Source organism: Brevundimonas sp. AC546, assembly GCF_979258305.1.
Map to the genome: position 1 here is coordinate 1,860,149 of NZ_OZ409849.1, position 21,699 is coordinate 1,881,847.

Genomic DNA, 21,699 nt, shown 5'->3' on the forward strand with positions numbered 1-21,699 from the left:
CTCAGCCGCCGCAGATCGGGCAATGGGGATCGGCGGCGATCCGCACGGTCCTCGCCGTTCCCGCCAGGCCGTCATAGAGCATCAGCCGTCCCGTCAGGGCCTCGCCCGCGCCCGTGATCAGCTTGATGACCTCCAGCGCCGCCATCGACCCGATGACGCCCGCCAGCGCCCCCACGACGCCGACCCGCGAACAGGTCTCCGCGTCCGGCGGAACCTCGGGCGTCAGGCATTGATAGCAGGGCCGACCGGCGAACACCCCGACCTGACCGTTCCAGCGGCCCAGCGCGCCCGACACCAGCGGCTTGCCCGCCGCCACGCAGGCCGCATTGACCCACATCCGGGTCTGAAAATCGTCAGTGCCGTCCAGGACGATGTCGAAAGCCCCGACCCGCGCCGCCGCATTATCGACCGTCAGCCGCTCGGCAAAGGTCTCGATGGAGACATGGGGATTGAGCCCCTCCAGCCTCTGCTGCGCCGCCTCGACCTTGGGCCGCCCGACCTCCGCCGTGGAAAAGGCGATCTGGCGCTGCAGGTTGGACAGGCCCACGACATCGTCGTCGATCAGGCCCAGCGTCCCCACGCCCGCCGCCGCCAGATAAAGCGCCGCCGGCGCGCCCACGCCGCCGGCGCCGACGATCAGCACACGCGCGCGTTTCAGCGCCTGCTGCCCCGGCCCGCCCACTTCGGACAGGACCAGATGCCGCGCATAGCGTTCGACTTCGTCTTCGGAAAAGATCATCGCCCCATCTAGCCATCCGCGCGGCGGTCCGCGAGGGGCGCCGCGCTAGACGGCGTCAGCCGTCGTCTGAACCAGACCCGCCAGCAGGCGATCCACCTCGGCAAGGACGTCCGACTGCGTCAGATCGGTCGCCAGAAAGGCCTCGACTTCAGGCGTCGCTTCCAGCCGTCCCATGGCCCAGGCGGGAAACAGCCGTTCCAGAATCGGCCGGTCCGACAGGATGCGCAGATTGTCGTGACGGCAGTCGGCGCTCACCCGCGCCATGACGCGGTTCAGATCGGCGCGCGCCCCTTCGAGAATCTGAATGAATCGCCCGTCGTGGCGCATCAGCACGCCGGTCAGATGGTCGCGGCGATTGTTCTGTTCGGATACGCCGATGATGTCGATCAGGGGCATCAGGCCAGAGCCGACAGATCCCGTCGCCTCGCTGACATAGACAATTCGAAACAACGCCATGAGAACTCTTACGCAACTCAGGGCCACGGCCCGACGGGGACAGCTAGGCGATCAGGGGTTAACAGAAGGCGCCGCTCGATGCCCGGTCAGGCGGCCATCTTGACCTGTTCGCTGGACAACAACTTTTCCAGCCCGGCGCTGGACAGCTCGCTGAGCCGCCGACCATGCAGCATGTTCTGAGCCTGGGTCGCGCTGAGCGCGCATAGACGCGCAGCATCGCCCACCCGGCGCTGGATCACGGGCCGGTCGTCCAGCACCTGGATGTTGCGATGACGCGGATCGTTGGACAGTCGCGCCAGCAGGCGATCGAGATCCGCACGCGCGCCCTCCGCCAGTTGAGCCGCCTCGCCCTCATGGAACATCATGGCGCTGCTGATTTCGTCGCGTCGGTTGTTGCGCTCGGACGCGCCGAGGATTTCGGCGACCGACTGCACGTCCGTGCCGATCCCGCCGACCATTTCGCTCACAAAAACCAGCCGATAGAGCAACGTACGTTCCAAGTTTCGCGGCATTCACGCCTGCATATTGCCGTTATACGGCTAAGTTCGGTCAGAATATGGCCACCGGTGTCAGCAGTTGGACAAGACTTGATCCCGCGCCGCCGACTGTCCATCTGATCGGGATGAACCGATCCTTCGACGCCTCCTCCTCGTCCTTTCCCGACTGGCACGGCACCACCATTCTGGCGGTGCGCAAGAACAGCCGCACCGTCATCGTCGGCGACGGCCAGGTCTCGATGGGGCCGACCATCGTCAAGGGCGCGGCGCGCAAGGTGCGAGTTCTGGCCGGCGGCAAGGTGCTGGCGGGCTTCGCCGGGGCTACGGCCGACGCCTTCACCCTGATCGAACGGCTGGAGGCCAAGCTGGAGCAGTATCCGGATCAGCTGGCGCGCGCCTGCGTGGACCTGGCCAAGGACTGGCGCACCGACCGCTATCTGCGGCGGCTGGAGGCCATGCTGCTGGTGGCGGACAAGTCGTCCATCTTCACCGTGACCGGCGTCGGCGACGTGCTGGAGCCGGAATACGGCGTCGCCGCCGTCGGTTCGGGCGGCAACTACGCCCTGTCGGCGGCCCGCGCCCTGATCGAGGAGACCGAGCTGGACGCCGAACAGGTCGCCCGCAAGGCCATGAAGATCGCCGCCGAAATCTGTGTCTACACCAACGGCAATCTGACGGTGGAGACGCTGGAGGCCTGACCCGGCGGTCAGATCACCTCGGCGATCAGGCCCAGCGCCTTGGCTTCCTGAGCCTCGATATACCAGTTGGCCGGCGCCCGTTGCAGCACGTCTTCCATGGTGACGGAGGATCCCCGCACCAGGTTTTCGAACCCTTCGTTCTGGATGGCGATGGAGTGTTCCAGCTCGTTCAGCATCGCCTTCACCGAAGCCACGCAGGTCGTCAACGGGCCGGTGACGTGCAGTTCCTTGTCCATCTTGCGTTCGTGGATCATCACCCGCGTTCCGCGGGTAAGATAACGGTTCTCGACTGCGAAGAAGCTCATGAAGGTGGCGCCGGCCGAATAGATCGCCGCCTTGCCCAGGAAAACCAGCCGTCGCGTCGGATTGATGTCGCTCTGGAACCGGACATCCTCGCCCATCATCCGCGCCACTTCGGGATCGCCCCCCAGGGTCGACAGTTCGATCACCGTCAGTCCCGTCGTGGGCGCTTTGGCGAACTGATCTCGGAACCGGTCGTACATGGCGTAATCGACCTCCCCGGCCAGCAGGATGCGCGGGGTGTCGAAGGCCTCTGCGGTGAGGACTCCCGTCGGCGCGTCCCTGGACATCAGGCTTCGGGGGACGACGCGGCGTCGTCGCTGACGGGATAGCCCTGCGCCAAAGCCCAGGATTTCGCTTCGCCGATGGAGAAGAAGGCCTGATGCCGAATGCGTCGAGACCCATCCGTATCGACGAGTTCGCACTCCCACCAGCGGATGGTGCGTCGGTCCGACGTGTTGCAGGTGCGGGGTACGAGAAGGGCGTGTGGCGTCATGGCGCTCAACAACGGAAAGCATGCCGCCCAGGTTCCGCCCCAATGCGATTTCTCTTTGCGTAACAAGCGCCTGTGTCCGACGCCCGACACTCGACGATCCGAAAGCCGCCAGCCGCCATCTCGTGGAATTTGCGATGACCCGCCCCTTGGCTTAAGCGCGCGCCATGACCGACGCCGCCCTCCCTCGCCCCCTCGCCCGCAACCCACGCGGCTTCGCAGACAAGCGCGGCCGCGATCTGACCGCCGAGCGGCGCATCGTCGCCCGCGTATCCGAGGTCTATGAGCGCTGGGGCTTCGAGCCGCTGGAGACCCCGGCTTTCGAATATGCCGATGCGCTCGGCAAATTCCTGCCCGACGCCGACCGCCCCAACGAAGGCGTCTTCGCGCTTCAGGACGACGCCGGTTCGGACGAGCCGGGCGAATGGATGGCCCTGCGCTACGATCACACCGCGCCCCTGGCCCGGTTCGCAGCCCAGACGTGGGAAACCCTGCCCAAGCCGTTCCGGCGCTACGCCTATGGCCCGGTGTGGCGCAATGAAAAGCCCGGCCCCGGCCGCTTCCGCGAGTTCTGGCAGTGTGATGCCGACACCGTCGGCTCCGACCGGCCCGAGGCCGACGCCGAGATCATCGCCATGGCTTGCGAAGGTCTGGCCAGCGCAGGCCTGGACGCAGGGCAAGCCCAGATCCGCGTGTCGAACCGCAAGCTGTTCGACGGCCTGTTCGACGCCGGCGGCGTGACCGAGGCCGGTCAGCGCCTGACAGCTCTTCGCGCCATCGACAAGTTCGACCGCCTGGGCTGGGACGGCGTCGTCCAACTGCTGGGCGAAGGCCGACTGGACGAGTCCGGCGACTATACCAAGGGCGCCAGCCTGCCGACCAAGGTCACGGCCGCCATCGAGGCCTTCCTGGCTTCCGCCAACACGCCCGGCCTGTCGCGCGCCGAGACCTTGGACGCCGTCGCGCGTTCCGGCGACCTGGGCGCAGCGGGCGAGGCGGCGTTGAACGAACTGGCCGCCATCGACCGGGCGCTGGCCGCCATGTCGGTCGGCCAGGAGGCGGTCAAGTTCGACCCCACCATCGTGCGCGGCCTGGAATATTACACCGGCGCTGTGTTCGAGGCCGAACTGCTGCTGGACACCGTGGACGAGAAGGGCCGCCCGGTCCGCTTCGGCTCCATCGGCGGCGGCGGCCGCTATGACGACCTGGTCGCCCGCTTCACCGGCCAGAGCACGCCGGCCACCGGCTTCTCCTTCGGCGTCTCGCGCCTGGCCTCGGCCCTGCGCGCGGCCGGTCGCGGCGCAGAGGACGCCGTGCGTGGTCCCGTAGTCGTCATCTTCTTCTCCGAGGACGACATGGCCCATTATCTGACCGCCGTCGCCGAACTGCGCGCTGCGGGCGTCTCCGCCGAGCTCTACCTCGGGCGGGCGGGCATGAAGCCCCAGATGAAATACGCCGACCGGCGCGGCGCCCCTGCCGTCGTCATCCTGGGCGGAGACGAGATCGCGGCGGGCGAGGTCACCATCAAGGATCTGGACGCCGGCCGTGCCGCCGCCGCCGCCATCACCGACAACGACGCCTGGAAGGCCGAACGTCCGGGCCAGATGAAGATCCCCCGCGAGGGCCTGGTCGCCGCCATTAAATCCATTATCGAATAAACTTCGATAATGAGGGGCCTCAAAGATGACTTATCAGCGATAAGTCGAAGAAAGTTCGACTCGGGCAGATCCAGCCGTTGACGCAGCCGGGGCCGATGCGTCAAATGAACTCACTCGAGGGCAAGCGTTGCTCAAGCGCGCAGCACTCGAAGGCGTTTCGGGGAGGAAACGTCCGCTCTTCAAAGAGCGCGAAAGCCCGCTGCGATGTATCCCCCGCAGCGGGCTTTTTCGCGTCTGGAGCCCAGCGCGACCTTTGAAAAACCTCGATAAATTGTCGATGCGATGTCGAGGTTTCGACAGGCGATTGTCGACATGAAAAGGCCGGGGCGAACCCCGGCCTTTCCATTCTCGAACAAGCTTCGCCTTACCAGAGGCGAACGCGTTCCTCAGGCGTCAGATAGTATTTCGTGCCTGGCTGAACGTCGAAAGCGTCGTACCAGGCATCGACGTTGCGCAGCGGGCCGATGACCCGGAACTGGGCCGCCGAGTGCGGGTCGGTGGCGACCTGCTGCTTCAGGGCTTCGTCGCGGTATTTCGACTGCCAAACCTGGGCCCAGCCGTAGAAGAAGCGCTGGTCGCCCGTCGCCCCGTCCAGAACCGGCGCCGGCTGGCCGTTCAGCGACAGGTGATAGGCCTCAAGCCCCACCGCCACGCCCGAGGCGTCGCCGATGTTCTCGCCCATCGTCAGGCCGGGATTGATGGTGTAGCCCGCGATCGGCTCATAGGTCGCATATTGCGCACCCAGACGCGCGGTCAGAGCCTCGAAGTTGGTCTTGTCCTCAGGCGTCCACCAGTTGCGCAGCACCCCGTCGCCGTCGGACTTGGAGCCCTGGTCGTCGAAGCCGTGGCCGATCTCGTGGCCGATCACCCCGCCGATGCCGCCATAGTTGACCGCTGCATCGCCGTTCGGATCGAAGAAGGGCGGCTGCAGGATGGCCGCCGGGAAGACGATCTCGTTGTTGGCCGAGTTGTAATAGGCGTTCACTGTCTGCGGGGTCATGCCCCACTCCGACTTGTCGACCGGCTCGTTCAGGCGCGCGAGGTCGTAGTTCCACTCGAACAGACCCTTGCGTTCGGCGTTGCCGACCAGGTCGTCGGCACGGACGTCCAGGCCGGAATAGTCGCGCCACTTCTCAGGATAGCCGATCTTGACCGTGAACTTGCGCAGCTTCTCCTGCGCCGCCGCCTTGGTCTCGGTCCCCATCCACGTCAGGGTCTCGATCCGGTGCGACAGGGCGGTGCGCAGATTGGCGACCAGTTCTTCCATCTTGGCCTTGGATTCGGCCGGGAAATACTGGGCGACATAGAGCCGGCCCGTAGCCTCGCCCAACGACCCTTCGGCGAAGGAGATGGCGCGCTTTTCACGCGTGCGCTGCTCGGGCTGGCCCGACAGATCGCGCGAACGGAACTCCCACTGGGCGTCGGAGAAACGCTTGGACATCATCGGCGCCATGTCGTCGGCGGTGTGGAAGGCTTCCCACGCCTGCAACAGTTCGACCGGCGTCTCGGCGTAGATGGCCGCGATCTTGGGCATGGCCGTGTCCTGACGCACGATCAGGCGCGGCACGCCGCCCAGCTCTGCGGCGTCGTAATATGCCTGCCAGGCGAAGCCGGGCGCGTCCTCGGCCAGCTTGGCGATGGAGAACTCGTTGTAAGTCTTGTCGCGGTTGCGGTTTTCGGCCGGCGACCAGTGGGCCTCGGCGATCTTGCTTTCCAGAGTCACGATCTGGGCGGCGGTCTCGGTCGGATTGGCCCAGCCGATCATGCCCAGCATGCGCGCGACATAGGCCTCGTACAGGGTCTTCTTGTCGGCGAAACGGGCGTCCAGATAGTAGTCGCGGTTCGGCAGGCCCAGACCCGACTGACCCGTCGATACGACGTAGCGGGTCGGCTGTTTGGAGTCGATGGTGATGCCGGTGCCGAAGAAGGACGAACCGAAGCGGCCGACCGTCTGGCCCATATAGACGGCCATCTTTTCATGGCTGTCGGCGGCGCGGATCGCAGCCAGATAGGGTTGCAGCGGCTGGGCGTCCAGTTGCTCGATGCGCGCCTCGTCGATGTAGGAGCGATAGGCGTCGGCGACCTTGGCCTCGTCCGAACCAGGCGCCAGGTCGGTGCGGTTCGCCAGACCCAGCACCAGTTCCTTCATGCGGTTGTCCGACAGTTCGCGCAGCAGGGCGAACGAGCCATAGCTGGTGCGGTCCGACGGAATGACCAGTTTCTCCAGCGCCTTGCCGTTGGCGTACTGGAAGAAGTCGTCGCCCGGCTTCACCGCCGTGTCGCGACCGGCCATGTCAAAGCCCCAGGTCCCGTAGCGGGGCGCCTCGGTGCCTTGCCAACCCGCCGCCGTCTCTTCGCCCGAGAACAGCGAAACGATCGAGCATGTCTCGTCGATGCAGGCGTGGTCGTGGCCGACGTCCTGCGCAAAGGCAGCGCTGGCGGGCAGAAGAAGAGCGCCGACAGCGGCGCCGATAAGCAGTCTTTTCATCACTGTGTCCTGGATGCCGCCCCCGAAACGGGCGGGTCGGGCCGGACCCTAGACCCGGACGGTGGGCTGTCGCCTTAAAAAAAATTCATGAAAGCGCTGCGACCTCTCGCCACGGCGTGGAGATCAGGGTCACATACATGGACTTCAGGAGGGCGGATGCACGGTCAGGGCGGGGACTATAAGGATCTGGTGGTCTTTCTGGCCGCAGCCGGCGTCATCGTGCCTCTGGTCAACCGATTGAAGATCAGTCCCGTCCTAGGTTTCCTGGCGGCGGGGGTGCTGCTGGGACCGGACGGGCTGGGCCGGTTCGCGCACGCCCTGCCCTGGCTGTCGTGGCTGACCATCGGCGATCCGGGCCAGTTGGCCCAGCTGTCCGAACTGGGCGTCGCCTTTCTTCTGTTCATGATCGGGCTGGAGCTGTCGTGGGAACGGCTGCGCGCCATGCGTCGGCTGGTGTTCGGCCTGGGCCTGATGCAGGTCGTGGTCTGCACCGCCGTTCTGGCCTGCGGCTTCCTGCTGATGGGTCAGACGCTCGCCAGCGCCGTGGTGTTGGGCATGGGCCTGGCCCTATCCTCGACCGCCGTCGTCATGCCGGTCCTGGCCGAGCGCGGGCGGCTGAAGGGCACCGTCGGCCGCTCCACCTTCGCCATCCTGTTGGCCCAGGATCTGTCGGTCGCGCCCATCCTGATCACCGTCACCGTCCTGGCGGCCCTGGCCCAGCAGGGTGGCGCATTGGATCCTGCCGTGCTGGGGCGCGCCCTGTTCACCCTAGTGCCTGCCGCCCTGGGCCTGGGGCTGATGGTCTTGCTGGGCCGTGTCGTGCTGCGCCCGATGTTCCGTTCGGTGGCCAAGGCGCGAAAGGTCGATCAGGGCGGCGAACTGTTCGTCGCCGCCTCCCTGTTGGTGGTGGTCGGCGCCGGCCTCGCCGCCCAGGCCAGCGGCCTGTCCATGAGCATCGGCGCCCTGTTGGCCGGCGTGCTGCTGGCCGAGACGGAGTTCCGGCGCGAGGTCGAGGTCTCCATCGAACCGTTCAAGGGCCTGTTGCTGGGCGTCTTCTTCGTCGGGGTCGGCCTGGGGCTCGACCTGGACGCCATCGCCGCCGATCCCCTCGGCGTCTTCGGACTGGCCCTGGCTCTGACAGTCGTGAAGACGGGCGTCATTTTCGGCCTGGCGAGGTTCTGGGGCCTGGGCGCGCGACCGGCGCTGGAGACGGCGCTGGTCCTGGCCCCGGCGGGCGAGTTCGCCTTCGTCGTCTTCGCGACCGGCCTGGTCGAGGGTCTGGCGCCGCCGCAACTGACCAATACCGTGGCCCTGTCGGCGACGGTCAGCATCTTCTCCATTCCGCTGCTCGCTCTGCTGGGTCAGCGACTGGCGCGCAAGTCGGCGACCGCCGGCCAGCAGCTCGATCTGCCCGCCCTCGAAGCGGCGGACGGGGCCGTCATCATCGTCGGCTTCGGCCGCGTCGGACGGCTGATCGGCGAGATGCTGAAGGAGCACGACCAGGCCTTCATCGCCCTGGACACCGATCCCGGCATCGTCTCAGCCGGCAGGCGGGACGGCTTCGACGTCTTCTATGGCGACGCCGGCCGCCGCGAGATGCTCCAGCACTGCGGCGTCCAATCCACCCGCGCCCTGATCGTGACGATGGACGCCCCGACCAAGGTGGACGAGGTGGTCACGGCCGCGCGGTCGATGCGCGAGGATCTGATCCTGATCGCCCGCGCCCGCGACGACCAGCACGCCATTCGACTGTATGGCCTGGGCGTCACCGACGCCGTGCCGGAAACGACCGAGGCCAGCCTGCAGTTGGCCGAAAACACCCTGGTCGATCTGGGCGTGCCCATGGGTCTGGTGCTCGCCTCCATCCACGAGCGACGGGATCAGTTCCGCAAGGCCTTCCAGGCGGCGATCCCGATCGAGCGCCGCAATCGTCCAAGCCGGGCGCTACGCCGCACGGTCCGTCCGACCAAAACCGCCCCCAGTCCAGAGTAGGGGGTCATACCTACGGTCGCATCGCGGACCCATTTTCGTCATGGTTCCGTGATGCAAGCGCGGCTTCGTATTCCTGCATCCTCGGAGCAGCAGCGCCCATCCGTCCCGCCCTCGGGCCGAGATATTCACCTCAAGTCACCGTCGGATGCGCCCCCTCATCCGCGACTTAAAGTAGAGTAAAAGCCTGATTTTATGACAGATACCGTCGCCTCCCTCGCCGTCGAACCCCGCCTGAACCGCCGCCAGGCCGCCAAGATCCGCACGCGACAAAAGGTTCTCGACGCCGCCCGTTCGCTCTTCGCCGAGCGCGGCTATGAGCCCGCCACTATCCGCGACATCGCCAAGGGCGCGGGCATGTCGACCGGCGCCGTCTTCGCCAACTTCCAGGACAAGGCCGAACTGTTCGAAGCTGTCCTGACCGAGGACATGACGCGTCTGGCCGAAGTGGTCGAGGCCGCCGCCCCCAAGGGCGAGCCCGTCCGCCAGCGCCTCGTCACCGCCCTCAGCGCCGGCTACCACTCGTCATTGGATCAGTTGCCCCTGTTCCAGGCCATCGTCGCCCGGTCGTGGTTCCAGCCGCTTGCCGCCGAGATGCGCGCCCGCGCAGCGACCAAGAACCTGCTGCTCGCCATCGGCGGCATCCTGCAGGACGCCGTGGCCAAGGGCGAACTGTCCAAGGACTCCGACAGCCGCCTGCTGGTCGAGCTGATCTGGGACGCCTATCTGTCCAACTACCGCCGCGCCGCCTATGACGAATGGGACGCGCAGGCCCTGTCGGACCATATGGGCAAGCAGATCGACGTGATCCTGGCCGGCGCCATCGCCGCCAAATAGGTCGGCGACAAGCCGCTTTCGAAAAGGTCGGGTCCGCCAGCGCGGGTCCGGCCTTTTTCTTTGTCCTCAGATCCGCTTTTTCAGAGTGACGTAGAAGGCGCCGTTTCCGCCGTGCCGCTGATGGGCGACGGTGAAGCCCGACACCACGCCGCGCAGTGCGGGCGATTGCATCCATTCCCCAAAGGCCGAACGGATGACCCCGCCGCCCATCCGGCCCTGCCCCGTGATGACCAGCACCGCCCGTAGCCCGCGCGACTGACACGAGGTCAAAAAGCCGCGCAACTGATCCTCGGCCTCGAACCGGCCGAAACCGTGCAGGTCGATACGCGCCTCGATGGGATCGCGCTCTCGCGACAGCCGCTGCTTGCGACGCGGCTCCAGATCCTCGGGCGCAGGCTTGGGGCGTGCGGGCGATGGCCGTTTCTCGACCGGCGGCGCGACGGCGACGCGTTTGGGCGAGGACTTGGCCAGCGGGCGTGGGCGTTCCACCGGTGTGACGACGATCTCGGGCGGGGTCTCGGCGCCGGGGGTGACGCGGGCGGCCTTGCGCGTCTTGGGCGTCGCCACCGAGCCGGCGACGCGGGTCCAGATCCGACGGTCTTCGGGCGTCAGTCCGTTCTCGTCGCGGCTCGGACCCTTTCGCCTCATGCCTCGCCGTCGTCCTCGATGACATCGCCCGGACCCGGTTCGTGCGCCAGGAGGTCGCCGGGCTGGCAGTCCAGTTCGCGGCACAGGGCGTCCAGGGTCGAGAACCGCACCGCGCGCGCCTTGCCCGTCTTCAGGATCGACAGGTTCGCCACCGTCACCCCGACCCGGTCGGCGAGTTCGGTCAACGACATGCGGCGTTCCACGAGGACGCGGTCGAGCTGGACGCGAATGGCCATGCAGGGAATCCTATTCGAAACGGCTCAGATCGTCAGTTCGGATTCGCGACGCAGGCGCGCGCCCTCGCGGAACACCTCCGCCAGCACGAAGACGATCAGCACGGAAAAAATCGGGGTCAGCAGTTCGCCCAACCCCTGCGGGTCCATGACGCCGGGCGCCAGCCGTTTTGCCACGAAGCCCTGCGCCACCCAGACGCCGCCGGTCACGACGGCCAGGGTCAGACCGATCTGGCGCAGACGGCGCACATTGTCGGGCTGGAACGGGTCGCCCATGGTCAGGGTGCGAATGATGCGGCGCAGGCTGCGCAGGATCAGCATGAAGCCGCCGAAATAGGCCGTCGCGGCGCCCAGGCCGAACAGCAGCAGGGTGCGCGTCAGCGGCAGTTGCTTGCCGCCGGAATCCCCGCTGACGGTGATGTTCACATTGTCCAGAGGGATGAAGATCGCGGCGATGACCAGCAGCAGCAGAAAGCCGGTGATCAGCCACAGAAGGATATAGGCGATATCCAGCACCACCTTCAGCATGCTGGAGACCGAGCCTGGCCCCATCGCTTTAAAGGGGACACGCAGGGCGTTCAGCCCCTTCAGGGCGCTTGCCTCGCCTCGCTTCAGCGGATTTGGCGGCGTCGGCAGGCGCATGGTCGTTTTGATCTCAGGCCGGGGAAGGCGGGGCGATGGCCACGCGGGGTCCGGCGAACCCGCGCGCGGCTCTATACATCGCGGTCTTCATGCTGGTCGTCAAAGCTCTCTTGATCGAAAAAGGCTAGATCAGAAGCCTTGGAACAGAATGACGACCAGGGCGGTCGGCAGGGCGGCGATCAGAACGGTGGCGACAAAAGCAGCGCCAACCTTGTCGAGCCACATCGAGGCGTTCATCGTGTGCATGGTATTTCTCCGTCTTTCCTGTTTGGGCGATTATCGCCCTTTGCATTTGTTAATCGCATGATCATTTCCGTTTTCGAGGAAGTCATGAACGCTGCGACCTCGTTCCTGACGATCAATAGATAGGCCGTGCGAACGGAAAAGGCACGTTACATATCGTTTAACGATATTAAACTTTGGCAATAGACTGTTTCAGGGGCGTGATCGTCGATGAATCTCAAACTTATCAAGGGGATGCGGCTCGTCGTCGCCACCCACAACCCCGGCAAGGTCCCGGAAATCTCGGCTTTGCTGGGCGGAAATTACGAGATCGTCACCGCCGGTCAGTTAAATCTGCCCGAACCGGATGAGACCGAGACCACTTTCGCCGGCAACGCCATGCTGAAAGCCCGCCACGCCGCCCAGCTGTCGGGCGAGGTGTCGCTGGCCGATGACTCGGGTCTGTCGGTCGCGGCCCTGGACGGGGCGCCCGGCATCTTCTCCGCCCGCTGGGCCGGCCCGGGCAAGGATTTCGCCGTGGCCATGACGAAGGTCGAGGAACGGTTGGAAGAGATCGGCGCGACCGACCGCGCGGCCTGGTTCACCTCGGCCCTGGCCGTCGCCTGGCCCGACGGCCCCTGCGTGGTGGTCGAGGGCGAGGTTCACGGCCAACTGACCTTCCCGCCGCGCGGCGACCGGGGCTTCGGCTATGATCCCTTGTTCATTCCCGACGGCGGCGACCAGACCTTCGGTGAGATGGAGCCGGCGGCCAAGGACGCGATCAGCCATCGCACCCGCGCCTTCGCCAAGCTGAAGGCCGCCCTGATTGACTGATCCCCGCGATCCAGGGACCGATGTCGGCCTCTACGTCCACTGGCCCTATTGCGCGCGCATCTGCCCCTATTGCGACTTCAACGTCGTGCGCGACCGGGGGCGCAGTGAGGAGCAGGCCAGGCTGGTGGAGGCGATCCTGGCCGACCTGCGCGCGCAGAGGGTTCTGACCGGCCCGCGACGGCTGGCCTCGATCTTCTTCGGCGGCGGCACGCCATCGCTGATGGCGCCCGAGGCCGTCGCCCGCATCGTCGCGGCGGCGCATGACCTGTTCCCGCCCGCTGGCGAGATCGAGATCACGCTGGAGGCCAACCCCACCGACGCCGAGGCCGGCCGGTTCGCCGCCCTGGCCGACGCCGGGATCAACCGCCTGTCGATGGGGGTTCAGGCGCTGGACGACGCCGCCCTGCGCTTTCTCGGGCGCGACCATTCGGCCGCCGAGGCCCTGCGCGCGGTCGATCTGGCCCGCCGCGCCTTCGACCGCCTATCGATCGACCTGATCTATGCCCGCCCGGACCAGACGCCCGAAGCATGGACCGCCGAACTGACGGCCGCGCTCGACCTCGGGTTTGAGCACGTTTCGCCCTATCAGCTGACCATCGAACCGACCACCGCCTTCGGTCGGGCGTTTGCGCGAGGCGCCTTGACGCCGCCGGACGAGGACCGCGCCGCCTCTCTTTATGAAACCACACAGGCCGTGCTCTCGGGCGCCGGTTTCGACGCCTATGAAGTGTCCAACCACGCGCGAGGCGCAGCTGCCCGATCGTCACACAATCTGCATGTCTGGCGCGGCGGCGACTATCTGGGCCTCGGCCCCGGCGCCCACGGACGACTGACCCTGGACGGCGTCAGGACCGCGACCGTCGCCCATCGCCGCATCGCAGACTATGTCGCGGGGGTTTCGGCCGCTGCACCTTGGTCGGACCGCGACGCCCAGACTCCAGCCGATGCGGCCGAGGAGCGGTTCCTGCTGGCCCTTCGCACCACAGAGGGCGCGCCTGCCGCCCTGCTTTCGCCCCTGGGCCTGTCGTCGCATCATGCGCCGGTCGCGGACCTGATCGCCGATGGCTTCCTGATTCTTCAGGACGACCGGCTGATCGCCACCGCACGCGGCCGCCCGGTACTGGACGGGGTGCTGAAGGCGCTTCTGACCTAGCCCTTCCTCAGGCCCAACATTCCCAACCAGCCGCCGCCGGTCAGCAGCGCCACGTCCAGCAGCGCCAGCGGCAGGGGCGTCGAGACCGGCGCGGCGATGAAGCGCGAACGCCAGTCGGGTGCGAACTTGGCCTTGTAACTGCGCAGCCCCTGGAAGCCGTACAGCGCCCCGCCCTCGTCGAACACCAGGGCGCCGACCCGTGCGAACACCGGCGCCAGGCGTCGATCCTCCAGTCCTGCCAAGGGCGCCATGCCCAGGTCGAAACTGGCCAGACCCTCGGCCTTGGCCCATTGAGCGCAGCGGATGAACAGATAGTCCATCACCCCGTGCGGCGCGTCGGGATGGTGCCGCATCAGATCCACCGCCGCCTCGTCCGGCGCGGTCAGTAGATTGGCGAAGGCCACGATCTTCCCGCCCTCGCGCACGACGGCCAGCGGCGTCAGGTCCAGATAGGCGGCGTCGAACCGCCCCAGCGAGAACGACTTCTCGGCGCCTTCATGCATGGCCAGCCAGGCGTCCGAGATCGCCTTCAGTTCGCCCGCGATCGGCCCGACCGATCCGGGCGGCAGCACTTCGAACGAGGCCCCTTCCCGGTCGGCGCGATTGATCGCCGTGCGAAGGTTCTGCTTGCTCTTGCCCTCCAGCGAGAACTGGTGGGCGTCGATCACCGCCGTCTCTCCGACCTTGCGCATCGCCAATCCCATGGTCGCCAGATCGCCCAGCACGTCCTCGCTGACGGAATAGAAAACCCCCGCTCCGCCGTAGCTGTCCGCCATCTCGGCGAAGGACCACAGCAGTTCGCGCCGTTCGCTTTTCAGGCCTGCGGGCTCGCCCATGGCGATCCAGCGCCGTCCCCGCACGCGGTAGGCCAAGAAACTCGCCCCCGAGGGGCTGAACATCAGCGCCTTGTCACCCAGCATGGCCAGCCAGGCCTCGGGCGTGGCCGAATCCGCCGCCTTCAGCGCCACCGTCGCGCGTTCGATGTCGGCGGCGCTGGCCGGGCCGTGACTGTGCGATCCCGGCGAACTCAGCAGCGAACGCCCCGCCACCACCAGCGTCAGGATCGCCAGCACCAGCCCCGCGCGCAGGAAGCCCGAGGCCTGTCGGTCGCTGAGGAAACGCCACCACAGCTCGTCATTATAAGCCACGTCGCGATAGGCGAAGAAGCCCAGCCACAGCATGGCCGCCACCACCGCCGTCAGCAGCAACAGCCAGCTGGGCCGCAGCGGCTCGCTAAGCCTCGAACGCCGATTGAAGGCCGTGCGGCACGGCGCGAGCAGGGCCGCGACGATCACAAGGTCGGTCGCCTGCTGCCAGTCCAGGCCCTTGAGCACCGAAAACACCGCCCCCGCCGCCAGCACCAGCAGCGCCGCCCAATAGGCGCCCCGCCTGCGACGCCACAGCCCCGCCGACAGCATCAGCAGCAGAAAGCCCGCGATGCTTCCGACGAAGTGAGACAGGTCGACTAGGATCGGCGACACCACCCCGGTCAACAGGCGCAGCCGTCCGTCGAATTCGGGCGTCACCGCCGAGACCAGCATCAGGGCGCCCGCCCCGAAGGCCAGCACCGCGAAGATCTGCGGCGTCAGTTCATAGGCCAGACCCAGAAGGCGGCGGATCAGACCGGGCGTGCGCCTGGGGCGGCTAGACAAACTTTGCCTCTCGAATCGTGGATTGCCCGAACATAGACCAAGAATTGTCCAACCGGGGCGCTCCTGAGGTCATTTCGAGGCAGACGAAACATTCCGTAACATCGCGAGTTTGGTCTGGTGCGGGCGTCGGGCCCGTGTAACCGGGGATCTCCCATGAACATCAAGACCGCTCTTCTGGCTGGCGCCGCCGCCTTCATGATCGCCGCGCCGGCTATGGCGCAAGAAACCACTCCCGCTCCGGCCGCCGCGCCTGCTCAGGCCCCCGCCGCCGAAGCCTCGGCCCAACAATCGCTTTCGCTGAACCCCGGTTCTAGCGTCGCCGGTCCTGATGGCGAACTCGGCAAGTTGGAAGGCGTCCAGTCCAATGCCGAAGGCAAGCAAGAGCTTACCGTTCGCGGCGCCGACGGCCAACTTCGCGCCGTGCCGCTGAGCGGCATCCGCCAAGAAGGAACGGGCGTGGTCGTCGCCTATACCAAGGCTGAGTTCGATGCTGCCGCTCCGATCGCAGGCGCACCGCCTGCTCCGGCCGCCGCCCCTGCCGCAGCTCCGGCCCCGGGCGCAGCGCCTACGCCGGACACGATGAGCGAACCGACCACGGAGCCGACCGAGCCGACGACCCCGGCTCCGGACGCTGCGCCGGCTCCCACCGAGCCGCAATAAGCAGCTTGCACGTTGAATGAAGAAGGGCGGCCAGGTTCCCTGGCCGCCCTTTCGTTTGTCCGTTCAGGAGGCGGGTGGCGAAAAGCCCGCAGCAAAAAGGGCGGTTCTTTCGAACCGCCCTCTTCGTCTTCAGCCTGTTGCCGAAATCAAGCGCGACGCTTGACCAGTCCCAACAGGAACAGCAGCAGGCAGGCGCCCAGGAACGCCACGATCAGCGTCACGAAGTTGAAGCCGCCGACTGGTGTGCCGAAAATGTTTGCGGAGATAAAGCCGCCGATCAGGGCGCCGATGACGCCGACGATCAGATTGGTGAGCAGGCCGTGATTACGACCCATGACCTTTTCAGCCAACCAGCCGGCGACGATGCCGATGACGAGCCAACCAATGATTCCCAAACCCATGCTGTGGTTCCTTCCTGTAAAAGCCAAGCTGTTGCAGTAAATGCGGCTAGGGCCATACGGTTGCGTCGTCCCTCACGCTCGCCGCAATAAAGCCGGACTCGCCTCGGACGCGATCCGGCATGGCGATTGCCGCCATCGACGTGTGTCGTCCCGCTTCGGGACAGACGTTGAGATGAGGATCACGGCATGGCCGCCGACATCGACCTGCACCTGGGCCGCCGCCTGCGTCGGCGCCGCCGTCTGTTGGGCCTGACCCAACAGCAGTTGGCCGTCCAGGTCGGCATCCGCTTCCAGCAGATCCAGAAATACGAGTGCGGCGCCAACCGCATCTCGGCCGCCCGCCTGTGGCAGCTGGCCGAGGCGCTGGAAACCCAGGTCGCGTACTTCTACGACGGTCTCGCCGAGGCGATGGAGGCCGACGCGCCGCCACTCAAGGGCGGCGAAATGTTCTCGCGCAAGGAGACCCTGGACCTGATCCAGGCCTATTATCAGCTGGACGAACGGCCCCGCCGTCGCCTGCTGGACCTGGCCAAGTCTCTGCACACGGATGTGGCCCCCGCCTGAAACGCTGAGGGGCGCCCAAGCCGGCGAAAGCGCGGTAAGGGAGCCTCATGACCGAACACGAAGCCTTCGCCATCGAACTGGCGCACGAAGCCGCGCGCGTGACCCTGCCCTTCTTCCGCTCGGACATCGCGCATGAGGACAAGGGGGGCGCCGCCGGCTTCGACCCGGTGACGGAGGCCGACAAACAGGCCGAGGCCGCCATCCGCCGCCTGATCGCCGCCCGCTATCCCGACCACGGCGTCATCGGCGAGGAATACGGCCAGGACCGGCCCGACGCCGAGCACGTCTGGGTGCTGGACCCCATCGACGGCACCCGCGCCTTCATCTCGGGCCTGCCGCTGTGGACCACCCTGATCGCCCTGCGCCAGGAGGCGTGCCCCACAGTCGGCGTCATCGCCCAGCCCTATCTGGACGAAATCTTCATCGGCGGCCCGTCCGGCGCGCGCATGCTGCGCGGCGAGACCGAGACGCCGCTGGCCGTGCGGGCGTGCGAGAAACTGACCGACGCCGTCATCTCGACCACCGATCCCGACATCTTCAACGGCGCCGAACTGGGCGCCTGGACCCAGGTGCGCGCGACCGCCCGCCTGGCCCGCCTGGGCTGCGACGCCTATGCCTATGCGATGGTGGCGGCGGGCAAGATGGACCTGGTCGCCGAAACCAGCCTGAAGCCTTGGGACTGGTCTGCCCTAGTCCCTGTGATCGAGGCCGCCGGGGGCAAGGTCGTCAACTGGCGCGGCGGGGCCCCCGACGATAACGGCCAGATCCTTGCCGTCGGCGACGCCCGCCTGATCGACCAAGCCCTGGTGACCCTGAAACGCGCGGCGACCTGAGCTCCAAGCCCCCGAAAACCAACACGTATTGACGCCCGATGAATAGCGGCGTCAGGTGATCGCGGTTGGGGGACACGGTCGATGTCTGGGCATTCCACGCTGGTCGTCGGCAGCGACGTGCCCTGGGTCACCAGCTGGAGCGGCGAGGAAATCCTCCGCGCCGCACCTTGCCAGACGGTCGGTGGCCGTCTCGCCCTGATGCAGGCCAGCGACCCCAGAAGCGGCAAGCCCCAGTATTCGAAAAATCATCTGGTCCGCCAGCGGCTGACCGTCATGCGTATGCTGTGCCCCATGTGCGGCGAACCGACGGACGAGGCGGATCGCTGGACCCAGATCGCGACGCGCCGTTGCGCCGGACAGCTTCGGGCGCGCGGGGGTCAGGTTCGAGCGGATATCGCGGATGACCGGGTCATGATCGACGCCGGCTCGATCGCGCCCCTGCATCGGCGATGCGTCGACCGTTCGATGAAATACTGTCCGCATCTGCGGTCCAGCGACGACGTGATGGTGATGCGTTTCCCGCGCGAATGGCTGGTCCTGCCCCTGCTGGTGAAGTCCGAGACGGGCGCCGGCGTCGCGGTCGCCTTCCTCCAACTGTGCGGCGTCACCCAGACCATCGATCGACGCTGGCGCGGTCAGGCCGCACTCGGCTGAACAAGCGAAGGCGCGCTCAGACCGCTGTCACGTCGACGGTTCTCGCCGACGGATCAGTGACCGCATCCGCCGTCGGGGCGACTAGGTCTGCCATGGCGTCGAACTCGTTCAGGAAGACGGCGCGCAGGTCGTCGGCCTCCATAATCACCTCGTGCTTGGCGCCCGTCACCTCAACGTAGCGGCCGCGCGGGATGCGTTTGGCGGCCCAGCGGTTCGTCTGTTTCCACACCACGTCGTCGGCGTCGGCCTGGACGATGACGACCGGCGCCTTGACCGCCTTCAGCGCCTTGGGCTTCAGCGCTCGCTCGCCCGCGTCCAGCGCAAAGGCCAGCCAGCCGTAGGTCGGGCCGCCGATAGCGAGGTGCGGGCAGGCGTACAGCTGCTGACGCCACATCTCGTATCGGCTCTCGTCCGAGGTCAGGGCGTCCTCGGCGAAGTTGTGGTCGAACGGATCGTCGGGATCGCCCAGGATATAATCGCCCGCCTGGCCGTGGCGGATGTTCCAGCGCACCACCAGCTTGACCGACCACATCGACCGCTTGCCGGTCTTGATGCGCAGCATGGGGCTGGACAGGACCGCGCCCGCGAACCGGCTCTCGCCGCTCTCCAGCGTCAACAGGTTCAGGCAGGCGCCCATCGAATGGCCGACCATGATCCAGGGCTTGGGACACTGGTCCTCATAGGCGTTCAGCAGGCGGTTATAGTCGTCCAGGAACTCCTCGACCGCGCGGGCGTGTCCCTTCAAACGGTCGGGCAGCAGGCGCGCCGACAGCCCCTGGCCCCGCCAGTCGTGGGTCAGCACGCACCAGCCGCGCGCCAGGAAGTTGCCGATGACCTCGTAGTATTTCTCGATCGGCTCGGTGCGGCCGGGGCTCAGCACCACCGTGCCGCGCACCTTGTCCGCGCTCAGGTGCGATGGCTTCCACAGGCCGGCGCGCAGGCGCATCCCGCCCGCGCCGCGGAACCAGTCGCCCCTGCCGCCGGGAGGCGAGGCGGCGCCGGGAACCCCCATCAGGGGGGCGTTGGCGGCGAAGGCTTGGGCGCGGTTCACTCGGGCTTCCTGAACTTCAAGGTCATGCGATCGCTCTCGCCGATCGCCTCGTATTTGGATCGGTCGAAGGCGGGATCGGCGGGCTCGCCGCGCGGCGCGGTCAAGCGCGCAGGCGCCAGCGTATCGACACCGAAGGGGTGGTCCTTGGTGTCTTCGGGATTGGCGTTGATCTCGGAGGCGGCGACGAAGACGAAGCCCGCCTCGGCCGCCAGCTGGCGCACGAACGCCTCCTGGACATAGCCGTTGGCCGCGACCGGATCCTGGTCCTCGGCCGGCGACAGCCGGTGCTGCTCGATGCCCAGGATGCCGCCGGGCCGAAGCGCGGCGAAGGCGTCGGCGAAGGCCTTTTCGGCGATGCCCGCCGCCATCCAGCCGTGCAGGGTGCGCATGAACAGGCACAGTTCCGCCGTCCCCGCCGTGGTCACCGGGCCGGAGCCGGACCCGAACACCGTGAACTGCGGCTCGCCATACAGTTTCTTGTCGCTGGAGAACCGTGTGCGGAAGGCGGCGTTCAGTACAGCCTGGGCCGGATCGGCGGTAGGTCCTTCCGGGAACAGGGCGGTGACACAGGTCCCCGCCCCCTTGGCCAGATAAGGGGCCAGGATTTCGGTGTACCAACCGCTGCCGGGCCAGAACTCCACCACCGTCATGCGCGGTTGAAGCCCGAAGAAACGCAGCGTCTCCATCGGATGACGGAAAGCGTCGCGCGCCTTGTCCTGGGCCGAACGCCAGGATCCCTGCACCGCCCATTCCAGCGACCCTTCCGGCGGACCGGCGGGCTTGGGCGGCGCCTCGGGCGTTTTGGCGGCCTCGTCCTTGCGACCGCAAGCCGCCAAGCCGGTCAGCGCCAGCGCGGTCGCGCCGCTCAGCAGGAACCGACGCGACAATCCGCCCGCGCTCGCCAGACAATCAGCCATTCAAAACTCCCGCAGGACGCCGGGACCCGCGTCCGACACACCTTGGCGGATTGGGCTTAATCAGGTTCGCAGGCCCGGTCAAAACGCAAGACTGCTTATTCCGGCTTGCGGAACCGCAGGGTCATCCGGTCACTCTCGCCGATGGCGTCGAAGGCGGCCCGTTCCTCGGGCGTCAGGGTGCGGCCCGACGGATCGTTGCGCGCCGCCGACTGGCGGATGGGCGGCAGGGTCCATACGCCGAACGGATGGTCGTGATCGTCCTTGGGATTGGCGTTCAGCTCGCTGCGCGCCTCCAGTACGAAACCGGCGTTGCGCGCCTCGTGGATCACGTAGCTTTCAGGCACATAGCCGGTCGTAGCCACGTCTGCGACGTTCAGACCCTCGGCGCTGCGGTGCTGTTCGACGGCCAGGACGCCGCCGGGCTTCAACGCCTTGAAGAAGGCCTGGAGATAGGGCTGGGTCCGGTCGTTGCGCGACCAGTTGTGGAAGGCGCGCGCCACCAGGATGAAGTCCGCGCCCCCCTCAGCCACGCCCATGTCTTCCAGCGGGCGGTTGACCGGCACGTAGCGGCCTCCGGTTGCCGCCGCATAGGGCTCAAGGATATGCCGCCACCAGCTGGCGCCGCCCGGCTCGATCTCCACCACCGTCATGCCCGGCGTCAGGCCCCAGAAGGTCAGGGATTCGTACGGGTGCCGATAGACGTCGCGCGCCCGGTCTGCGGCGGGCCGGGTCTCGGCGGCGATGGCGGTCTGCAAAGCCGTGTCCTCGGCGAAGGTCGGCAGGGCGCTGGACAAGGCCGAGCGCGGCGGCGTCCACGCGCCTTCGGTCTGGGGCGACTGCTGCGCCAGTGCCGGGGCGGCGGACAGCAGGATGGCGGCGAGGCCTAAGACGGCAGGGCGCATGATCAGGGGCTCCGGGTTCAGGTTCTTCTCCATAGGCAGGCGCGGCGCCCGAGCAAATGACGTTCGCGAGACGCAGGCCAATTTGACGCAAGCAGAATCATCGCCGCCGCGCCCTTGACGCGGTTTTGCAGGTCACCATCTCTTTTCCCGAGAGCGCCGATTTCGGGTTCTCCAGACT

At 67.0% G+C, this 21,699-nt stretch carries 24 protein-coding genes; 10 read left to right on the forward strand and 14 right to left on the reverse strand.

Going from position 1 to position 21,699, the window contains the following annotated elements:
- Position 1 precedes the first annotated feature (1 nt).
- The 3 genes from ACZZZD_RS09260 to ACZZZD_RS09270 all read right to left on the reverse strand — a co-directional run bounded on the left by ACZZZD_RS09260 (position 2) and on the right by ACZZZD_RS09270 (position 1,707).
- Positions 2–739 (reverse strand): HesA/MoeB/ThiF family protein, encoded by a 738-nt coding sequence (locus ACZZZD_RS09260; protein WP_463434477.1) that lies wholly within the window; start codon positions 737–739, stop codon positions 2–4.
- Between the two features lie 45 nt (positions 740–784).
- Positions 785–1,195 (reverse strand): BLUF domain-containing protein, encoded by a 411-nt coding sequence (locus tag ACZZZD_RS09265; RefSeq protein WP_463434478.1) that lies wholly within the window; start codon positions 1,193–1,195, stop codon positions 785–787.
- An 86-nt stretch (positions 1,196–1,281) separates the two neighbouring features.
- A complete protein-coding gene (locus ACZZZD_RS09270) occupies positions 1,282–1,707 on the reverse strand; it encodes a BLUF domain-containing protein (protein ID WP_463434480.1) in 426 nt (141 codons plus the stop codon).
- Between the two features lie 110 nt (positions 1,708–1,817).
- Between ACZZZD_RS09270 and hslV the strand changes: the two genes are divergently transcribed.
- The gene (hslV, locus tag ACZZZD_RS09275; protein WP_463434482.1) at positions 1,818–2,390 is read left to right on the forward strand and encodes an ATP-dependent protease subunit HslV; all 573 of its coding nucleotides are present in this window, start codon (positions 1,818–1,820) and stop codon (positions 2,388–2,390) included.
- A gap of 8 nt (positions 2,391–2,398) precedes the next feature.
- Here hslV and ACZZZD_RS09280 read toward each other — a convergent pair whose 3' ends face one another.
- Both ACZZZD_RS09280 and ACZZZD_RS09285 read right to left on the reverse strand, forming a co-directional pair.
- The gene (locus tag ACZZZD_RS09280; RefSeq protein WP_463434484.1) at positions 2,399–2,980 is read right to left on the reverse strand and encodes a ClpP family protease; all 582 of its coding nucleotides are present in this window, start codon (positions 2,978–2,980) and stop codon (positions 2,399–2,401) included.
- On the reverse strand, positions 2,980–3,186 hold the full coding sequence (locus tag ACZZZD_RS09285; RefSeq protein ID WP_463434486.1) for a hypothetical protein: 207 nt from the start codon (positions 3,184–3,186) through the stop codon (positions 2,980–2,982). The genes ACZZZD_RS09280 and ACZZZD_RS09285 overlap by 1 nt, the downstream gene beginning before the upstream one ends.
- 164 nt (positions 3,187–3,350) lie before the next feature.
- On the opposite strand from ACZZZD_RS09285, the gene hisS reads away from it, so the two are divergent.
- Complete coding sequence (gene hisS, locus ACZZZD_RS09290) at positions 3,351–4,841, forward strand: histidine--tRNA ligase (RefSeq protein WP_463434487.1); 1,491 nt, start codon at positions 3,351–3,353, stop codon at positions 4,839–4,841.
- 364 nt (positions 4,842–5,205) lie between these two features.
- Here the strand turns inward: hisS and ACZZZD_RS09295 are convergent, their stop codons facing one another.
- On the reverse strand, positions 5,206–7,329 hold the full coding sequence (locus ACZZZD_RS09295; RefSeq protein ID WP_463434488.1) for a M13 family metallopeptidase: 2,124 nt from the start codon (positions 7,327–7,329) through the stop codon (positions 5,206–5,208).
- 156 nt (positions 7,330–7,485) lie between these two features.
- Here ACZZZD_RS09295 and ACZZZD_RS09300 point away from each other — a divergent pair, with 156 nt between their 5' ends.
- On the forward strand, positions 7,486–9,321 hold the full coding sequence (locus ACZZZD_RS09300; protein WP_463434489.1) for a cation:proton antiporter domain-containing protein: 1,836 nt from the start codon (positions 7,486–7,488) through the stop codon (positions 9,319–9,321).
- 192 nt (positions 9,322–9,513) lie between these two features.
- Positions 9,514–10,155: a TetR/AcrR family transcriptional regulator gene (locus ACZZZD_RS09305; protein ID WP_463434490.1), complete on the forward strand. Its 642-nt coding sequence runs from the start codon at positions 9,514–9,516 to the stop codon at positions 10,153–10,155.
- A 66-nt stretch (positions 10,156–10,221) separates the two neighbouring features.
- Here the strand turns inward: ACZZZD_RS09305 and ACZZZD_RS09310 are convergent, their stop codons facing one another.
- The 3 genes from ACZZZD_RS09310 to ACZZZD_RS09320 are packed head-to-tail and all read right to left on the reverse strand — an operon-like array spanning position 10,222 to position 11,678.
- The gene (locus tag ACZZZD_RS09310) at positions 10,222–10,803 is read right to left on the reverse strand and encodes a Smr/MutS family protein (RefSeq protein WP_463434492.1); all 582 of its coding nucleotides are present in this window, start codon (positions 10,801–10,803) and stop codon (positions 10,222–10,224) included.
- Entirely contained in the window at positions 10,800–11,039 is a 240-nt protein-coding gene (locus tag ACZZZD_RS09315; RefSeq protein WP_135193999.1) for a helix-turn-helix domain-containing protein, read from the reverse strand. The genes ACZZZD_RS09310 and ACZZZD_RS09315 overlap by 4 nt, the downstream gene beginning before the upstream one ends.
- A gap of 24 nt (positions 11,040–11,063) precedes the next feature.
- Positions 11,064–11,678 carry a DUF2975 domain-containing protein gene (locus tag ACZZZD_RS09320; protein WP_463434494.1) on the reverse strand — a complete coding sequence of 205 codons (615 nt, stop codon included), beginning with the start codon at positions 11,676–11,678 and terminating at the stop codon, positions 11,064–11,066.
- A gap of 453 nt (positions 11,679–12,131) precedes the next feature.
- Here ACZZZD_RS09320 and rdgB point away from each other — a divergent pair, with 453 nt between their 5' ends.
- A complete protein-coding gene (gene rdgB, locus ACZZZD_RS09325) occupies positions 12,132–12,734 on the forward strand; it encodes an RdgB/HAM1 family non-canonical purine NTP pyrophosphatase (protein ID WP_463434495.1) in 603 nt (200 codons plus the stop codon).
- Complete coding sequence (hemW, locus tag ACZZZD_RS09330; RefSeq protein WP_463434496.1) at positions 12,727–13,887, forward strand: radical SAM family heme chaperone HemW; 1,161 nt, start codon at positions 12,727–12,729, stop codon at positions 13,885–13,887. Before rdgB ends, hemW begins: the two co-directional genes overlap by 8 nt.
- Here the strand turns inward: hemW and ACZZZD_RS09335 are convergent.
- Positions 13,884–15,539 carry a GNAT family N-acetyltransferase gene (locus ACZZZD_RS09335; RefSeq protein WP_463434497.1) on the reverse strand — a complete coding sequence of 552 codons (1,656 nt, stop codon included), beginning with the start codon at positions 15,537–15,539 and terminating at the stop codon, positions 13,884–13,886. The genes hemW and ACZZZD_RS09335 overlap by 4 nt on opposite strands.
- 153 nt (positions 15,540–15,692) lie before the next feature.
- Between ACZZZD_RS09335 and ACZZZD_RS09340 the strand changes: the two genes are divergently transcribed.
- Positions 15,693–16,199, forward strand: coding sequence for a hypothetical protein (locus ACZZZD_RS09340; RefSeq protein WP_463434498.1), 507 nt, complete (start codon positions 15,693–15,695; stop codon positions 16,197–16,199).
- Positions 16,200–16,345: 146 nt separating this feature from the next.
- Here ACZZZD_RS09340 and ACZZZD_RS09345 read toward each other — a convergent pair whose 3' ends face one another.
- Positions 16,346–16,600: a GlsB/YeaQ/YmgE family stress response membrane protein gene (locus ACZZZD_RS09345; RefSeq protein ID WP_463434499.1), complete on the reverse strand. Its 255-nt coding sequence runs from the start codon at positions 16,598–16,600 to the stop codon at positions 16,346–16,348.
- Positions 16,601–16,786: 186 nt separating this feature from the next.
- On the opposite strand from ACZZZD_RS09345, the gene ACZZZD_RS09350 reads away from it, so the two are divergent.
- From ACZZZD_RS09350 to ACZZZD_RS09360, 3 genes are all read left to right on the forward strand, one after another.
- Entirely contained in the window at positions 16,787–17,164 is a 378-nt protein-coding gene (locus tag ACZZZD_RS09350; RefSeq protein WP_463434500.1) for a helix-turn-helix domain-containing protein, read from the forward strand.
- 47 nt (positions 17,165–17,211) lie between these two features.
- Positions 17,212–17,997, forward strand: a complete 786-nt coding sequence (hisN, locus tag ACZZZD_RS09355) for a histidinol-phosphatase (protein ID WP_463434501.1) — start codon at positions 17,212–17,214, stop codon at positions 17,995–17,997.
- A gap of 81 nt (positions 17,998–18,078) precedes the next feature.
- Complete coding sequence (locus ACZZZD_RS09360) at positions 18,079–18,651, forward strand: hypothetical protein (RefSeq protein WP_463434502.1); 573 nt, start codon at positions 18,079–18,081, stop codon at positions 18,649–18,651.
- Positions 18,652–18,667: 16 nt separating this feature from the next.
- On the opposite strand, the gene ACZZZD_RS09365 is transcribed toward ACZZZD_RS09360, so the two are convergent.
- From ACZZZD_RS09365 to ACZZZD_RS09375, 3 genes are all read right to left on the reverse strand, one after another.
- Positions 18,668–19,702: an alpha/beta fold hydrolase gene (locus ACZZZD_RS09365; RefSeq protein ID WP_463434504.1), complete on the reverse strand. Its 1,035-nt coding sequence runs from the start codon at positions 19,700–19,702 to the stop codon at positions 18,668–18,670.
- Positions 19,699–20,619 carry a class I SAM-dependent methyltransferase gene (locus ACZZZD_RS09370; protein WP_463434506.1) on the reverse strand — a complete coding sequence of 307 codons (921 nt, stop codon included), beginning with the start codon at positions 20,617–20,619 and terminating at the stop codon, positions 19,699–19,701. Before ACZZZD_RS09370 ends, ACZZZD_RS09365 begins: the two co-directional genes overlap by 4 nt.
- 95 nt (positions 20,620–20,714) lie before the next feature.
- Positions 20,715–21,521, reverse strand: a complete 807-nt coding sequence (locus ACZZZD_RS09375) for a class I SAM-dependent methyltransferase (RefSeq protein ID WP_463434508.1) — start codon at positions 21,519–21,521, stop codon at positions 20,715–20,717.
- Positions 21,522–21,699 lie beyond the last annotated feature (178 nt).

Bases quoted from the DNA above. Each gene is read 5' to 3' on its own strand.
- ACZZZD_RS09265 (WP_463434478.1), bottom strand. From the start codon at position 1,195: ATGGCGTTGTTTCGAATTGTCTATGTCAGCGAGGCGACGGGATCTGTC.
- rdgB (WP_463434495.1), top strand. From the start codon at position 12,132: ATGAATCTCAAACTTATCAAGGGGATGCGGCTCGTCGTCGCCACCCAC.
- ACZZZD_RS09280 (WP_463434484.1), bottom strand. From the start codon at position 2,980: ATGTCCAGGGACGCGCCGACGGGAGTCCTCACCGCAGAGGCCTTCGAC.
- ACZZZD_RS09305 (WP_463434490.1), top strand. From the start codon at position 9,514: ATGACAGATACCGTCGCCTCCCTCGCCGTCGAACCCCGCCTGAACCGC.
- hisN (WP_463434501.1), top strand. From the start codon at position 17,212: ATGACCGAACACGAAGCCTTCGCCATCGAACTGGCGCACGAAGCCGCG.
- ACZZZD_RS09320 (WP_463434494.1), bottom strand. From the start codon at position 11,678: ATGCGCCTGCCGACGCCGCCAAATCCGCTGAAGCGAGGCGAGGCAAGC.
- ACZZZD_RS09370 (WP_463434506.1), bottom strand. From the start codon at position 20,619: ATGGCTGATTGTCTGGCGAGCGCGGGCGGATTGTCGCGTCGGTTCCTG.
- ACZZZD_RS09270 (WP_463434480.1), bottom strand. From the start codon at position 1,707: ATGCCGCGAAACTTGGAACGTACGTTGCTCTATCGGCTGGTTTTTGTG.
- ACZZZD_RS09340 (WP_463434498.1), top strand. From the start codon at position 15,693: ATGAACATCAAGACCGCTCTTCTGGCTGGCGCCGCCGCCTTCATGATC.
- ACZZZD_RS09375 (WP_463434508.1), bottom strand. From the start codon at position 21,521: ATGCGCCCTGCCGTCTTAGGCCTCGCCGCCATCCTGCTGTCCGCCGCC.
- ACZZZD_RS09315 (WP_135193999.1), bottom strand. From the start codon at position 11,039: ATGGCCATTCGCGTCCAGCTCGACCGCGTCCTCGTGGAACGCCGCATG.
- hslV (WP_463434482.1), top strand. From the start codon at position 1,818: ATGAACCGATCCTTCGACGCCTCCTCCTCGTCCTTTCCCGACTGGCAC.
- hisS (WP_463434487.1), top strand. From the start codon at position 3,351: ATGACCGACGCCGCCCTCCCTCGCCCCCTCGCCCGCAACCCACGCGGC.
- ACZZZD_RS09350 (WP_463434500.1), top strand. From the start codon at position 16,787: ATGGCCGCCGACATCGACCTGCACCTGGGCCGCCGCCTGCGTCGGCGC.
- ACZZZD_RS09260 (WP_463434477.1), bottom strand. From the start codon at position 739: ATGATCTTTTCCGAAGACGAAGTCGAACGCTATGCGCGGCATCTGGTC.
- ACZZZD_RS09360 (WP_463434502.1), top strand. From the start codon at position 18,079: ATGTCTGGGCATTCCACGCTGGTCGTCGGCAGCGACGTGCCCTGGGTC.
- ACZZZD_RS09285 (WP_463434486.1), bottom strand. From the start codon at position 3,186: ATGACGCCACACGCCCTTCTCGTACCCCGCACCTGCAACACGTCGGAC.
- ACZZZD_RS09295 (WP_463434488.1), bottom strand. From the start codon at position 7,329: ATGAAAAGACTGCTTATCGGCGCCGCTGTCGGCGCTCTTCTTCTGCCC.
- ACZZZD_RS09310 (WP_463434492.1), bottom strand. From the start codon at position 10,803: ATGAGGCGAAAGGGTCCGAGCCGCGACGAGAACGGACTGACGCCCGAA.
- ACZZZD_RS09345 (WP_463434499.1), bottom strand. From the start codon at position 16,600: ATGGGTTTGGGAATCATTGGTTGGCTCGTCATCGGCATCGTCGCCGGC.
- ACZZZD_RS09300 (WP_463434489.1), top strand. From the start codon at position 7,486: ATGCACGGTCAGGGCGGGGACTATAAGGATCTGGTGGTCTTTCTGGCC.